Genomic DNA, 13,695 nt, shown 5'->3' with positions numbered 1-13,695 from the left:
GGGGGTGGGCTGCGGGGTCACAACCCACCATCAGACACCCCCGGCGCCGCCCGGCCAAGGAACCGGTCAGCCCTCGGCGATCTGCCGGACCTCCGCGGTGATGGTCCAGTAGTCCTCGTGCGTGGCCAGGAACCGCTTGGTCCACTCGATCGCCTCGGCCTTGTCCTTGCACTGGCTGATCGAGTAGCCGCCGATGACCTCCTTGGACTCGGTGAACGGCCCGTCGGTGACGGAGAGCTTGCCGCCCTCCCAGTGCACCCGGCTGCCGTCCGAGGTCGGGGTGAGTCCGGCCGTGTCGAGCATGACCCCGGCCTTGGTGATCTCCTCCAGGAGCTTGCCCATGCGCTCCTGGAGTTCGGGGCTCGGGCCCTCGGCGGGGGCGTTCTTCTCGTCGATGCGGATCAGGGTGAGAAAGCGCGGCATGGTGACTCCTCGGGGCTGTGCGGAGCGAGGTCCGTCCCCGCTCTCACCCCTGCGTCGATCGGGAGACCTCCGGATCGACACGCTCGCCGTTTTTTCTCCCGGATTTTTTTGCCGAGGTTGTCTGTGCAGGTCAGCGCAGCGACTTCCACAGCTTCCGGGCCTCCGGCTCCTCGGCCACCACCCGGTTGGGATCCGACGGTGCCCGGACCACCGGCATCGTCACCGTCCGCACCGCGCTCGCCGACAGACCCCGCACGCTCTGCCCGAGCCGGGTCAGCTCGCCGAGGGAGTCCAGGCCGGTGTCGGTGGTCAGGCCGGCGGTCACGGCGTCCGCGACCCGGTACAGCTTCGCCGGGTCGGTGAGCAGGTCCTGCGCGGCGATCTGGTCCAGCAGTGCCTTCACCAGCTTCTGCTGCAGGCCGATCCGTCCCAGGTCGCTGCCGTCGCCTATGCCGTGCCGGGTGCGCGCCAGGGCGAGGGCCCGCGCGCCGTCCAGGTGGTGGGTGCCCGCCTCGAGGTGCAGATGGCTGTCGTCGTCGGCGATGTCCTCGTCCGTGGTGACGGTGACGCCGCCGAGCGCGTCCACGAGCTGCGCGAAGCCGGAGAAGTCGATCTCGATGTAGTGGTCCATGCGGACGCCGGTCATCGACTCGACCGTCCTGACCGCACAGGCCGGACCGCCCACGGCGTACGCGTCGTTGAACATGGAGTTGTAGGCGACGGCCGTCGGCCCGCCGGACGGGCGCGGGCAGGAGGGGCGGGTGACCAGGGTGTCGCGCGGGATGCTCACCACGGTCGCGCTGGTGCGCCCGGCGTCGAGGTGGACGACCATCGCCGTGTCGGAGCGGGCACCGGAGCTGTCGCCGCCGCCGAGCCGCCGGTTCTCCTCGCCGCTGCGCGAGTCGGAGCCCAGGACCAGGATGTTGAGGGCCTCGCCGGGCAGGGCCGCCGCGGAGGGGGACGGCGTGACCACCGGCTTCGGCGGGCGGTTGTCGCCCAGCGCGTTGTCGATGTCGACGCTCTTGATGTTGTCGTCGAGATGCCAGTAGGCCCAGCCCGCCGAGCCGAGGCCGAGCACCAGCGCACCGGCGAGGGCGAGGCCGGCGATCCGCAGCGGTCTCGACCGCCGGCCCCCTGCTCTGGCCGCGTCCTCCTGCCCGTCCCCGTTTCCGTCACGTCCCGTCACGGGCAGGAACGTGCGTCCGAATTATGACGAGCAGGGACCCCAGGGCGAGTTTTCTTCGGAAATTCTCAGACTTCTCCGTCCGGTCTCACGGTCCGGTCTCACCCCAGGGTCACCACCGGCACCGGGTTGCTCCCGCTCCACGAGGCGTTGAAGCCGAACGTGACCGAACCGTCGTCCGGCACCGACCCGTTGTACGGGGCGTTCGTACAGCTGACCGCCGCGCCCGACTGCGTGCAGCTGGCGTTCCAGGCCTGGGTGATCCGCTGCCCGGCGCCGAACGTCCAGTCCGCCTTCCACGACGACAGCGAGGCGCCCGAGCAGGCGATCCGCACCTGGCCCGTGTAGCCGGTGCTCCACTGACTGGTGACGCTGTACGTGGCCGAGCAGGCGTCCGTCGGCGGCGGGGTCGTCGTCCCGCCGAGGGCCTCCGCGATGGCGTGGTACGCCGGTTTCGGCTGGTAGCTCTCGTCGTACGGGGTCGCCGCGCCCTGCCCGGGGAAGGTGTCCGGGATCCAGGAGTCGGAGTCGGTGAAGCCCCAGACGGTGACGCCGGTACAGCGCGCGACCGCCCCGCAGGCGTTCATGACCGCCGTGTAGTCGGCGGCCTGCTGGGTCAGCTTCGCCTGCGTCGCCGGCAGCTGCATCCGGATGTCCAGCTCGGTGATCGCCACGTCGACGCCCAGGTCGGCGAAGCGCTGGATGTTCTGCTGCAGCGTCGAGGGCACCTGGCCGACGATGAGATGCGCCTGCAGCCCCACCCCGTCGATCGGGACCCCGCGCTCCTTCAGGGACTTGACCAGGTCGTACAGGGCGGTGCTCTTCGCGTTGACGCCCTCGACGTTGTAGTCGTTGATGTACAGCTTGGCGCCCGGGTCGGCGGCCCGGGCCCAGGTGAGGGCCTGCGCGATGTAGTCCTGGCCGAGGGTGTCGTGGAAGAGGGTCGAGCGGTAGGTGCCGTCCTCGTTGAAGGGCTCGTTCACCACGTCCCAGGCGGCCAGCCGGCCCTTGTAGCGGCCGACCTCGGTGGCGATGTGGTCCTGGACGACGGCGCTGAGCTGGTCCCGGGTCCAGTTGCCGTTCGTCAGCCAGCCCGGGTTCTGCTGGTGCCAGAGCAGGGTGTGGCCGCGCACCTGCTGGCCGTGGGCCTCGGCGAAGCCCACGATCTGGTCCGCCTCGGCCCAGTCGTGGCTGCCCCGGCTCGGCTCGACGGAGGCCCACTTCATGGCGTTGCCGGGGGTGAGCGAGTTGAACTCGCGGCCGGCGATCTCGCCGTAGGTGCCGGTGAGTTTCGAGCCGGTGACCGCCGTGCCCATGATCTTGCCCTTGGCCTCGGCCAGGTCACGCAGCGGGGCGTCGGCGGCGTGCGACACGGGGGCCGCGGCCAGCAGGGAGCCGGCCGCGACGACGCCGGCCAGCAGGGAGGTGAGTAAGCCCGGTCTCAGCGATCTCATGTGCGGGTGCCTCCGAAAGTTTCGGTGGTGCAACCGATTGGCTTCGGTGCAGTGTGGAGGCGCCCGGGACACCCGTCAACACAGCATCGGCGGTCAGCCGCCCGCGGGCGCCGCCGTACTGCTGCGCACCACCAGGCTCGTCGCCAGCTCGACCCGGGTGGCCGCCGGGGTGCCGGCCTCGCGGCCGAGGTCGAGGACCAGCTTGGCCGCCGCCTCGGCCATCTCCGTCAGCGGCTGCCGTACGGTCGTCAGCGGCGGCCCGACCAGGGGCGCCACCGGCAGATCGTCGAACCCGACCACGCTGAGGTCCTCGGGGATGCGCAGCCCGAGCTCGCGCGCGGCCTCGTACAGCCCGAGCGCCTGGAGGTCGTTCCCGGCGAAGACGGCGGTCGGCCGGTCCGGGCGGCGCAGCAGCTCCAGGCCCAGCCGGTAACCGGCCTCGTGGTGGAAGTCGCCGTTCGCGATCAGCGCGGGGTCGACCGGCAGCCCGGCCGTCTCCAGCGCGGCCCGGTAGCCGTCGACCCGGGCACGGCTGCACATCATCTGCGTCGGCCCGCTGATCGCGCCGATCCGCCGGTGCCCCAGCTCGACCAGGTGCCGGGTGGCGGCGAGACCGCCCTGCCAGTTGGTCGCGCCGATCGACGGCACGTCGGCTCCCGGGTCACCGGCCGGGTCCATCACCACGAAGGGGATGGCGCGGCTGGTCAGCAGCGCCCGCTGGGACTCGTCGAGCCCGGACAGGACCAGGACCACGCCGTGCGGGCGGCGCGCGGCGACCTGGTCCGCCCAGGTCCGCCCCGGGGTGAGCCGCCCCGCGCTCTCGGACAGCACCACGCTGAGCCCCGCGTCCCGGGCCACGTTCTCCACGCCCCGGATGACCTCCAGCGCCCAGGCGCTCTCCAGCTCGTGGAAGACCAGGTCGATCAGGGGTGAGCGGGTCGCCTCGGCACGGCGGCGCCGGTAGCCGTGGGCGCGCAGCAGATCCTCCACGCGGGCACGGGTGGCGGGGGCGACGTCGGCCCGCCCGTTGAGGACCTTCGAAACAGTCGGTGCCGACACACCGGCCTCACGGGCGATCTCGGCGAGCGTCGCGGTCTGCGTGCTGCGCCCCTGCGTCCGGGTTTGCGTCCGGCTTTCAACCGGCTCCGGGGATGTCATGGCGGCGATCGTATCCCTGCGGGCCCCCTTGACGAAGTCCCCGTGGCGCCATAGGTTCCCGGAACATTCGACATACTTACCGAAACATTCGTGGATGCGAGCGTGAGAAGCGCTCGTGAGCACCGTTCGTGAGAGGGCCGTCCGTCCACCCGACAGGAGCTTCATGACCACCGCGCCCTGGCGTGACCCCGCCCTGCCCGCCGCCGCCCGCGTCGACGACCTGCTCTCCCGGATGACCCTGGAGGAGAAGACCGCCCAGCTGTACGGCGTGTGGGTGGGTGCCTCGACGGACGGTGACGGAGTCGCTCCGCACCAGCACGACATGACCGTGGACTACGAGTGGGACGAGCTGATCACCCGCGGCCTCGGCCAGCTCACGCGCTCCTTCGGCACCGCCCCCGTCGACCCGGCGCTGGGCGCGCAGGCACTGGCCCGCGCCCAGCGCCGTATCACCGAGGCCGGCCGCTTCGGCATCCCGGCGGTCGCGCACGAGGAGTGCCTGGCCGGCTTCACCGCCTGGCAGGCCACGGCCTACCCGGTCCCGCTGGCCTGGGGCGCGACCTGGGATCCCCCGCTGGTCGAGGAGATGGCCCGCCGCATCGGCGCCGACCTGCGCTCGGCCGGCGTCCACCAGGGCCTCGCACCCGTCCTGGACGTCGTCCGCGATCCGCGCTGGGGCCGCGTGGAGGAGACGATCGGTGAGGACCCGTACCTGGTCGGCACGGTCGGCACGGCCTATGTGCGGGGCCTGGAGTCGGCCGGGGTCGTCGCCACGCTGAAGCACTTCGCCGGGTACGCCTCCTCGGCCGGCGCCCGCAACCTGGCCCCCGTACGGGCCGGCACCCGCGAGTTCGCGGACGTCACCCTCCCGCCCTTCGAGATGGCGCTGCGCGAGGGCGGGGCCCGCTCGGTGATGGCCGCCTACACGGAGCGGGACGGCGTGCCGGCCTCGGCGGACCCCGAGCTGCTGACCGGCCTCCTGCGCGAGGAGTGGGGCTTCACCGGCACGGTCGTCGCGGACTACTTCGGCATCGGCTTCCTCCAGACCCTCCACCGGGTCGCCGGCACCCCGGCCGAGGCGGCCCGCGCGGCCCTGGAGGCCGGCATCGACGTGGAACTGCCGAGCCTCAGGTGCTACGGCGATCCGCTGGTGGACGCGGTCCGCTCGGGCGAGATCCCCGAGGAGCTCGTGGACCGCGCGGCCCGCCGCGTCCTGCTCCAGAAGTGCGCACTGGGCCTGCTGGACGAGGACTGGACTCCCGAGCCGGCCGCCCCGGTCGACCTCGACTCGACGGGCAACCGGATCCTGGCCCGCCGCCTGGCCGAGGAGTCCGTCGTCCTGCTCGACAACCCCGACGGCCTGCTCCCGCTGGCCCCCGACACCCGGATCGCGGTGATCGGCCCCCGGGCGGCCGACGCCCTGGCCATGCTGGGCTGCTACTCGTTCCCGTCCCACGTCCTCACCCACCACCCCGGCGTCCCGGCCGGCATCGAGATCCCGACGGTCCTCGACGCCCTGCGCACCGAACTCCCCGACGCCAAGGTGACGTTCGCGCAGGGCTGCGACGTGACGGACCCGGACACCTCCGGCTTCGAGGAGGCCGTCGCCCGCACCGCCGAGGCGGACGTGTGCGTGGCGGTCCTCGGCGACCGGGCGGGCCTGTTCGGCCGCGGCACCTCGGGCGAGGGCTGCGACGCGACCGACCTCGCCCTGCCGGGCGCCCAGGGCGAGCTGCTGGACGCGCTGGTGGCCACGGGCGTCCCCGTGGTGCTGGTGCTGCTGACCGGCCGTCCGTACGCCCTCGGCCGCTGGCACGGCCGCCTGGGCGCCGTCGTCCAGGCGTTCTTCCCGGGGGAGGAGGGCGGCCCGGCGGTGGCGGGAGTGCTGTCGGGCCGCGTGAACCCCTCGGGCCGCCTCCCCGTGAGCGTCCCGCAGGCCCCCGGCGGCCAGCCCTGGACGTACCTCCAGCCGCCCCTCGGCCTCGCGGGCGAGGTCAGCAACCTCGACCCGACCCCGCTGTACGCCTTCGGGCACGGCCGTTCGTACACGACGTTCGCCTGGGAGGACGGCACGGGCGGCGCGGAGCCGGCGGAGATCGGCACGGACGGGACGTACGACGTCTCGGTGACCGTCCGCAACACGGGCGACCGCGAGGGCGCGGAGGTCGTACAGCTCTATCTCCACGACCCGGTGGCGTCGGTGACCCGCCCCGACGTACGGCTGATCGGCTACCTGCGCGTGGCGGCGGCCCCGGGCGAGGCGGTGCGGGTGACGTTCCGCTTCCACGCTGACCTGTCGTCCTTCACCGACCGCTCGGGCCGGCGCGTGGTCGAACCGGGCGCCCTGGAGCTGCGGTTGGCGGCGTCCAGCGCGGACGTACGCCACACGGCCCACCTCACCCTCACGGGCCCGGTCCGGGTGCTCGGCACCGACCGGCGGCTGCGCTGCGAGACGGAGGTGTCGGACGCCGGGTGACGGTGCGGGTCAGCCGGCGCCGACCGACTCGAACCGCCACCGGTGCACGGCCCGGGTCACCAGCTCCCCGTCCGGCTCCGGCAGTTCGGGCAGCTCGGCGTCGTACGGGGCGTCCCACCAGGTGATGACGAGGACCCGGTCCTGGGGAGCGCGCAGGGTCTCCCGGCGCAGGGGTTCACCGGGGAGCTCCTGCGCCCGTGCCCAGGCCAGCAGGTCCTCGCCCCGGCCGGGCACCGCCCGTGCCTCCCACATCAAGGCGACCGTCACGAGTAGAGGTTCTCCTTGCTGATCTCATGCACATGGTCGTGGCCCGGGACATGCGGTTCCGTCACCGGGAGGGACGAGTCGGCCGGCAGGTCCCAGCTCGACGCGGCCCGGTTGCGGGCCACCATCTCCGCGCCGAGCGCGGCGACCATCGCGCCGTTGTCCGTGCACAGCTTGGGCCGCGGCACCCGCAGCCGGATCCCGGCCGCCTCGCAGCGCTCCTGGGCCAGGGCGCGCAGCCGGGAGTTGGCGGCCACCCCGCCGCCGATCATCAGGTGGTCGACGCCCTCGTCCTTGCAGGCCCGGACGGCCTTGCGGGTCAGCACGTCCACGACCGCCTCCTGGAAGGAGGCCGCCACGTCCCGCACCGGGACCTCCTCTCCCGCCGCCCGCTTCGCCTCGATCCAGCGGGCCACGGCCGTCTTCAGCCCGGAGAAGGAGAAGTCGTAGGCCGGGTCGCGCGGACCGGTCAGGCCGCGCGGGAAGGCGATCGCGTCCGGGTCGCCCTCGCGTGCGTACCGGTCGATGACCGGGCCGCCCGGGAAGCCCAGGTTCAGCACGCGGGCGATCTTGTCGAAGGCCTCACCGGCCGCGTCGTCGATGGTCGCGCCCATCGGGCGGACGTCGGAGGTGATGTCCGAGGACAGCAGCAGCGAGGAGTGGCCGCCGGACACCAGCAGGGCCATGGTCGGCTCGGGCAGCGGGCCGTGCTCCAGCTGGTCGACGCAGATGTGCGAGGCGAGGTGGTTCACGCCGTACAGGGGCTTGCCGAGCGCGTACGCGTACGCCTTGGCGGCCGAGACGCCGACCAGCAGGGCACCGGCGAGGCCGGGACCGGCGGTGACGGCGACGCCGTCGAGGTCGCGGGCGCTGACCCCCGCCTCCTTCAGCGCGCGGTCGATGGTGGGGACCATCGCCTCCAGGTGCGCCCGGGAGGCGACCTCGGGCACGACCCCGCCGAACCGGGCGTGCTCGTCGACGCTGGAGGCGACGGCGTCGGCGAGCAGGGTGGTGCCGCGGACGATGCCGACGCCGGTCTCGTCACAGGAGGTCTCGATGCCGAGGACGAGCGGCTCGTCGCGAGAGTCAGTCATTGGTCTGCGTTCCTCGTACGGAAGTCGAACCCGCGGCGGAGCCGCTGTCGGGTTGCGTGGTCAGTCGCATCACCAGGGCGTCCACGTTCCCCGGCTGGTAGTAGCCGCGCCGGAAGCCGATGGCCTCGAAGCCGAAGCGCTCGTACAGCTTCTGCGCGCGGACGTTGTCCACCCGGCACTCCAGCATCACCTCGGCGCATTCGAAGGCGGTCGCGGCCCGCAGCAGTTCGGTGAGGAGCCGGCCGCCCAGTCCCGTCCCCCAGTACTCCCGGGTGACGGCGATGGTCTGGATGTCGGCCTGCTCGCCGGAGGAGGCGACTCCGGCGTACCCGACGATCCGCTCCCCCGCCTCGGCCACGAGGTACTTCCGGGTCGCCTCCGGCCCGCGCGCATGGGCCAGCTCGGACCAGAACATGCCCCGCGACCAGGCGTCGTCGGGGAACAGGTCCCGCTCCAGCTCCAGCACGGGGTCGATGTCCCACCAGCGCATCTCGCGCAGCACGCACGTCTCGGACCCGGTCACTTGGGGGTGACCACCTTGTAGTTCTTGGGGACCTGGGCATCGGGGCGGCGCAGATACAGCGGCCGGGGCGCGGGGAGTTCCTCACCCGCCGCCAGCTTCTCCGCGGCCAGCCGGGCGAGCGCGGCGGCGGACACGTGCTCGGGCTCGTGCGCCTGGGGGAAGGTGTCCGGGTACAGCAGGGCGCCCGCACCGACCGCGGGCAGGCCCGCGACCTGCCCGGCGATGTCGGCGGGCCGGTCGACGGCCGGGTCGGTGACGCGGGTGCGGGAGTCGGCGTAGCGGGCCCAGTACACCTCCTTGCGGCGGGCGTCGGTCGCCACGACGAACGGGCCCTCGAGGTCGGCGGCGTAGGCGAGGCCGTCCAGTGTGCACACGCCGTGCACGGGGACGCCGAGCGCGAGCCCGAAGGTGTCGGCGGTCATCAGACCGACGCGCAGTCCGGTGTACGGGCCCGGCCCGATGCCGGCGACGACCCCGGTGACGGCGTCGAGCTTCAGACCGGCCTCGGTGAGCACCCGGTCGATCGCGGGCAGCAGCAGTTCCCCGTGCCGGCGCGCGTCCACCTGACTCGACGAGGCGATGACGTCCCGGCCGTCGTGCAGCGCGACGGTGACGGCGGGGGTGGCGGTATCCAGAGCGAGCAAGAGCACGCAAACAGCCTACGGCTCTCCGGGGCCCGTGTCGGACGTACCTGTCGGGCCGTCACCTGCTGCTACCGTCACCTTCCGTCACGGCGCCATGCGCACCGTGCACGACAGGGACGTACGACGCGGAGGTGGACGCCGGTGGCAGTCAGCAGCTCGGGGATCGTGGCCGGGCTCACCGCCGCGGCCCTCGCGACGGTCGGCTACCTCGCCCACCAGGCGGCACAGACCCTCCCGGCCGGCCTGGGCCGGGCGCACGCGGGCGCCGCACCGTCCGCCGACGCCTCGAAGGCGCCGCCCCGGACCAGGAAGGACCCCGCCGCGCTGCCCGTCGGCTCCGGCGAGGGCGCACGGGTCGTGTACTCCCTGCACGGCGACCGGGTGTGGCTGGTCGGCGCGGACGAGGTGATCACCCGCACGTTCGAGGTCGCCCCGAGCGCGGTGGACCCGGCCCCGGGCAACTACGCGGTCACGTCCCGCTCGAACGCGGTCACCGGCTCCGACGGTGTCCCCGTCGAGCACGTCGTGCGCTTCACGACCGTGGGCGGTGTGGTGATCGGCTTCAGCGCGGCCGTGGACGGCTCGACCGCCGCACCGGCCACGAAGGTACGCACGGGCGGCATCCGCGAGTCCCGCGCGGACGGCGAGGCGATGTGGACGTTCGCGACGATCGGCCGCAAGGTCGTGGTCGTCCGCTAGGCCGCTTCGCGGTGGTCCGCCACCGGCTCGGCCGGCTCGGCGAGCTCCGGCTCGGGAGCCCGCGGTGGCGTGGAGATCAGCGCCGCCGCCTCGCCCGCCTCCAGCAGGTCGCGCATGGACACCCCGGCGACCGCGAACGGCAGCGGCCGCCCCTTGCTCTCTGTAGCCGACATGGACGCCTCCCGAAGGCGGGGCGGACGTAGTTAGGTACACCTAACTACGGACTGGATACCATGTGACCACGCACAAGACGCCGAACGCAACATTTTGCCGACGCCTTGTCGGAACGTTCATCAAAACACCACGTGCCGGGAGCTACGCCGCGAGCACGCTCAGGTCCGCCGACGCCCAGCGTTCCCCCACACCGGTGATCGTCATCTGCCGGACCTCGTCGGTCGTGTCGCCCACCGCGCGGTGGATCACCACCTGGAGCCGGTCCTCGGTCAGCTCCTCGACCTTGCCCTCGCCCCACTCCACGACGACGACGGACTCGGGCAGCGAGACGTCGAGATCGAGGTCCTCCATCTCGTCCAGCCCGCCGGACAGCCGGTAGGCGTCGACATGGACCAGCGGCGGCCCCTCGCCCAGCGAGGGATGCACCCGGGCGATCACGAACGTCGGCGAGGTGACGGCCCCGCGCACGCCGAGCCCCTCGCCCAGCCCACGCGTCAGTGTCGTCTTGCCCGCCCCGAGCTCGCCGCTCAGCATCACCAGGTCACCGGCCCGCAGCAGTTTCGCGAGCCGGCGGCCCAGCTCCCGCATCTGCTCGGGGGAGGTGACGACGATCTGGACGGATCCGGGCTCAGCCGGGTTGTGCGGTACTGGTGCTTCCATAGCCCTTCACGGTAGCCCCTGCGGGCACGGCACCCGTGCGGGTGAGCAGGTCGGCGAGGCGGTCGGTGACCACTTCCGGGTGTTCCAGCATCACCAGGTGTCCGGCGTCCGGCACCAGCACCAGCTCGGCGTCCGGCAGCAGATCGGCGATGGCCTCGCTGTGCTCACTCGGCGTGACCAGGTCCTGCACCCCGGCGAGGACGAGGACCGGCATGTCGGCGAAGTGGGCGAGCGCCTCGGTCTTGTCGTGGTCGTTGAACGCCGGGTAGTACTCGGCGACCACGTCGATGGGCGTGCTCTCGATCATCCGCTCGGCGAACCGGGCGACGGCCGGATCGACGTCCCGGGACGCGAACGAGTACCGCTTGATGACCCCGGCGAACAGGTCCGCGGTGGCCCGGCGCCCCTTCTCCACCAGCTCGGCCCGCTGCCCCATCACCTTCAGCACGCCGGGCAGCACCCGCCGCACCGCGTTGACGCCGGCCACCGGAAGCCCGTAGTTGACCTCGCCGAGCCGCCCCGACGACGTCCCCACGAAGGCGACCCCGACGACCCGCTCCCGGACCAGCTCGGGGTACTGGTCGGCCAGCGCCATCACCGTCATGCCGCCCATGGAGTGGCCGACCAGCACGATCGGCCCCTCGGGCGCGGCCGCGTCGATCACGGCCTTCAGGTCGCGGCCCAGCTGCTCGATGGTGACCGGCTCGTCCCGCCCCTGGGCCACACCCCGCCCGGACCGGCCGTGGCTGCGCTGGTCCCAGTGCACGGTCCGTACGACGCCTCTGAGCGCCGCCCGCTGGAAGTGCCAGGAGTCCTGACTGAGGCAGTAGCCGTGGCTGAAGACGACGGTGACCGGGGCGGGGGCCTTGCGGCCGAAGAGCCGCCGGCGGCGCGGGCCGATGGCGGCGGGGGCGGCCTCCGGGTCGAGGTCGTCGACCTCGTAGTACAGCTCCGTGCCGTCGTCGGCGAACGCCTTGCCGGGCATGCCGCGCAGCGAGCCGTAGGGTCCCGCGGAGTCGAGGGCGAGCCGGGCCTTCTGGCGCATGCCCCGGCCGACCGTCATCCGCTCCAGGGCGACGCCGGCGGCCGCGCCCGCGGCCACCACGCCTATCGCGACACCGGCGATGCCGGTCGCCCGGCGCCAGCCTCCCGCCGCCCCCGCGGCGGAGGCCGCGACGGCCGCGGTGGCGGCGTTCGCGACGACCTCCGCACTGCTCTCGCTCACGTACCGCTCCTCTTCGCCGGGGCGCTGCTGCCGATGCCCGTGGTGATGGTGATGGTGGTGCTGGTGTTGTCAGGGTGCCTGTTGTTCGGCGCGTGACCGGTCCTCTGTGCGAGTTACCCGTCCTGTTCCTCATTCACATAGACGCGAGGAACGCGCGTTCCGATCCGGGTCACGATCTCGTAGGCGATGGTTCCGGCCGCCTGGGCCCAGTCCTCGGCGGTGGGCTCGCCGCGGTCCCCGGGACCGAAGAGCACCGCCTCGGCGCCCGGAGCGGGCTCGTCGCCGCCCAGGTCGACGACGAACTGGTCCATGGCGACCCGCCCCGCGATCGTGCGCCACTTGCCCTCGACCAGGACCGGTCCGGCCGAGGAGGCGTGCCGAGGGATGCCGTCGGCGTACCCCAGCGGGACGAGGCCGAGGGTGGTCGCGCCGGGCGTCACGTACCGGTGGCCGTAGCTGACGCCGTGCCCGCCCGGGACGTGTTTGACCAGGGCGAGCGAGGCGGACAGCGTCATCACCGGGCGCAGCCCGAAGTCGGCCGGGGTGCCGAGCTCGGGGCTGGGCGAGATGCCGTAGGTGGCGATGCCGGTGCGGACCAGGTCGAAGTGGCTCTCGGGGAGCGTGAGCGTGGCCGGCGAGTTGGCGATGTGCCGGACCTCGGGGCGGGCGCCCCGCTCCTCGGCGTACGCGACCATCTCCCGGAAGCGGCCGAGCTGGGCGGCGATGGAGGGGTGGCCGGGCTCGTCGGCACAGGCGAAGTGCGACCACAGCCCCGTGATCCGCAGGAGCCCCTCGGCCTCGGCGCGCAGCGCCTCCCGCACCAGCTCGGCCCAGTCCTCCCCGGGCTGGCAGCCGCCCCGCCCGAGCCCGGTGTCGGCCTTGAGCTGCACCCGCGCGGGCCGGTCCGCCCGCCGGGCGGCCTCGGTGACCTCCGCCAGGGCCCACATCCCGCTGACGGACACGTCGACGTCCGCCTCGATCGCCTCGAGCCAGGGCCCGCCCGGCGTCCACAGCCAGCACATGACGCGGCCCGGCAGCCCCGCGGCCCGCAGGGCCAGGGCCTCCTCGGGCGTCGCCGTGCCCAGCCAGTCCGCCCCCGCGGCGACGGCCGCGCGGGCACACGGCACAGCCCCGTGGCCGTACGCCTCGGACTTCACCACGGTCATCAGGGCCGCGCCCGGCGCGTGGGCACGCAGCGCCCGCACATTGGCCCGCAGCGCGGCCAGGTCGATCTCCGCGCGGGCCCGCAGGGGCGCGGTCCGCGGAGCTGTTCTCTCGCTCATCGCGCCCAGTGTCTCAGAGGGGCCCGGCCCACCCGAGGCAGCGGCCCCCGACGGCCACCGCTACGTCCCGGGCCTGCGCCCCCACACGAACACGCGGTCGCCCTGCTCCAGCACGCTCCACAGCCTCCGGGCGTCGGCGACGGTGAGATTGACGCAGCCCCTGGAGCCGACGGTGGTGTGGAGGCTGCCGTAGACGCCGTGGAAGGCCTGTCCGCCGCTGAAGAACCGGGCGTACGGCATGGGCGTGTTGTACAGCGTCGACCACGCTCTCAGCCCGTCCGGCGCTTGAGGACGAGGCCGTCCAGGCCGAAGCGGGGGCCCGGGGGCGGCAGCCCCCGGAGACGTACGGCGACATCGGAACCGGCCGACGCGCCGCCGGCAATTGGCACTCCGCTTGACCGAGTGCTAATCGCAGTCATAGTCTCGGCTCTGGCA

14 protein-coding genes and 1 pseudogene are annotated in these 13,695 nt (G+C 73.2%); 2 read left to right on the top strand and 13 right to left on the bottom strand.

Going from position 1 to position 13,695, the window contains the following annotated elements:
• Positions 1 to 66: 66 nt before the first annotated feature.
• The 4 genes from CCL05_RS29440 to CCL05_RS29425 form a co-directional block, all read right to left on the bottom strand.
• On the bottom strand, positions 67 to 423 hold the full coding sequence (locus CCL05_RS29440; protein ID WP_086563681.1) for a YciI family protein: 357 nt from the start codon (positions 421 to 423) through the stop codon (positions 67 to 69).
• Positions 424 to 553: 130 nt separating this feature from the next.
• Positions 554 to 1,609, bottom strand: coding sequence for an LCP family protein (locus CCL05_RS29435; RefSeq protein WP_086563680.1), 1,056 nt, complete (start codon positions 1,607 to 1,609; stop codon positions 554 to 556).
• A 98-nt stretch (positions 1,610 to 1,707) separates the two neighbouring features.
• Positions 1,708 to 3,060 carry a glycoside hydrolase family 10 protein gene (locus CCL05_RS29430; protein ID WP_208641646.1) on the bottom strand — a complete coding sequence of 451 codons (1,353 nt, stop codon included), beginning with the start codon at positions 3,058 to 3,060 and terminating at the stop codon, positions 1,708 to 1,710.
• 93 nt (positions 3,061 to 3,153) lie between these two features.
• On the bottom strand, positions 3,154 to 4,218 hold the full coding sequence (locus CCL05_RS29425) for a LacI family DNA-binding transcriptional regulator (protein WP_086563679.1): 1,065 nt from the start codon (positions 4,216 to 4,218) through the stop codon (positions 3,154 to 3,156).
• Positions 4,219 to 4,381: 163 nt separating this feature from the next.
• Between CCL05_RS29425 and CCL05_RS29420 the strand changes: the two genes are divergently transcribed.
• Positions 4,382 to 6,694 (top strand): beta-xylosidase/alpha-l-arabinosidase, encoded by a 2,313-nt coding sequence (locus CCL05_RS29420; RefSeq protein ID WP_086563678.1) that lies wholly within the window; start codon positions 4,382 to 4,384, stop codon positions 6,692 to 6,694.
• 9 nt (positions 6,695 to 6,703) lie between these two features.
• Here the strand turns inward: CCL05_RS29420 and CCL05_RS29415 are convergent, their stop codons facing one another.
• From CCL05_RS29415 to tsaB, 4 genes are read right to left on the bottom strand one after another with little or no spacing between them, the layout of a single operon-like run.
• On the bottom strand, positions 6,704 to 6,961 hold the full coding sequence (locus CCL05_RS29415; protein WP_086563676.1) for a hypothetical protein: 258 nt from the start codon (positions 6,959 to 6,961) through the stop codon (positions 6,704 to 6,706).
• Positions 6,958 to 8,052 carry a tRNA (adenosine(37)-N6)-threonylcarbamoyltransferase complex transferase subunit TsaD gene (tsaD, locus tag CCL05_RS29410; protein WP_086563675.1) on the bottom strand — a complete coding sequence of 365 codons (1,095 nt, stop codon included), beginning with the start codon at positions 8,050 to 8,052 and terminating at the stop codon, positions 6,958 to 6,960. Before tsaD ends, CCL05_RS29415 begins: the two co-directional genes overlap by 4 nt.
• A complete protein-coding gene (rimI, locus tag CCL05_RS29405; protein WP_086563683.1) occupies positions 8,045 to 8,542 on the bottom strand; it encodes a ribosomal protein S18-alanine N-acetyltransferase in 498 nt (165 codons plus the stop codon). Before rimI ends, tsaD begins: the two co-directional genes overlap by 8 nt.
• 29 nt (positions 8,543 to 8,571) lie before the next feature.
• Entirely contained in the window at positions 8,572 to 9,225 is a 654-nt protein-coding gene (gene tsaB, locus CCL05_RS29400) for a tRNA (adenosine(37)-N6)-threonylcarbamoyltransferase complex dimerization subunit type 1 TsaB (RefSeq protein ID WP_086563673.1), read from the bottom strand.
• A 135-nt stretch (positions 9,226 to 9,360) separates the two neighbouring features.
• Between tsaB and CCL05_RS29395 the strand changes: the two genes are divergently transcribed.
• A complete protein-coding gene (locus CCL05_RS29395; RefSeq protein WP_086563671.1) occupies positions 9,361 to 9,918 on the top strand; it encodes a hypothetical protein in 558 nt (185 codons plus the stop codon).
• On the opposite strand, the gene CCL05_RS45335 is transcribed toward CCL05_RS29395, so the two are convergent.
• From CCL05_RS45335 to CCL05_RS29375, 5 genes and pseudogenes are all read right to left on the bottom strand, one after another.
• A complete protein-coding gene (locus CCL05_RS45335; RefSeq protein ID WP_167409632.1) occupies positions 9,915 to 10,091 on the bottom strand; it encodes a hypothetical protein in 177 nt (58 codons plus the stop codon). The two genes, CCL05_RS29395 and CCL05_RS45335, sit on opposite strands and share 4 nt — an antisense overlap.
• A gap of 142 nt (positions 10,092 to 10,233) precedes the next feature.
• Positions 10,234 to 10,752, bottom strand: a complete 519-nt coding sequence (gene tsaE / locus CCL05_RS29390) for a tRNA (adenosine(37)-N6)-threonylcarbamoyltransferase complex ATPase subunit type 1 TsaE (RefSeq protein WP_086563669.1) — start codon at positions 10,750 to 10,752, stop codon at positions 10,234 to 10,236.
• A complete protein-coding gene (locus CCL05_RS29385) occupies positions 10,721 to 11,977 on the bottom strand; it encodes an alpha/beta fold hydrolase (protein ID WP_086563668.1) in 1,257 nt (418 codons plus the stop codon). Before CCL05_RS29385 ends, tsaE begins: the two co-directional genes overlap by 32 nt.
• A gap of 113 nt (positions 11,978 to 12,090) precedes the next feature.
• Complete coding sequence (gene alr, locus CCL05_RS29380; protein WP_086563667.1) at positions 12,091 to 13,260, bottom strand: alanine racemase; 1,170 nt, start codon at positions 13,258 to 13,260, stop codon at positions 12,091 to 12,093.
• 60 nt (positions 13,261 to 13,320) lie between these two features.
• Positions 13,321 to 13,572 (bottom strand): annotated as a pseudogene (locus CCL05_RS29375) (L,D-transpeptidase); the annotation flags it as partial.
• Positions 13,573 to 13,695 lie beyond the last annotated feature (123 nt).

The organism is Streptomyces africanus (genome assembly GCF_002150735.1).
Taxonomy (GTDB): Bacteria; Actinomycetota; Actinomycetes; order Streptomycetales; family Streptomycetaceae; genus Streptomyces; species Streptomyces africanus.
This window is presented reverse-complemented; position numbering and strand designations above follow the sequence as displayed.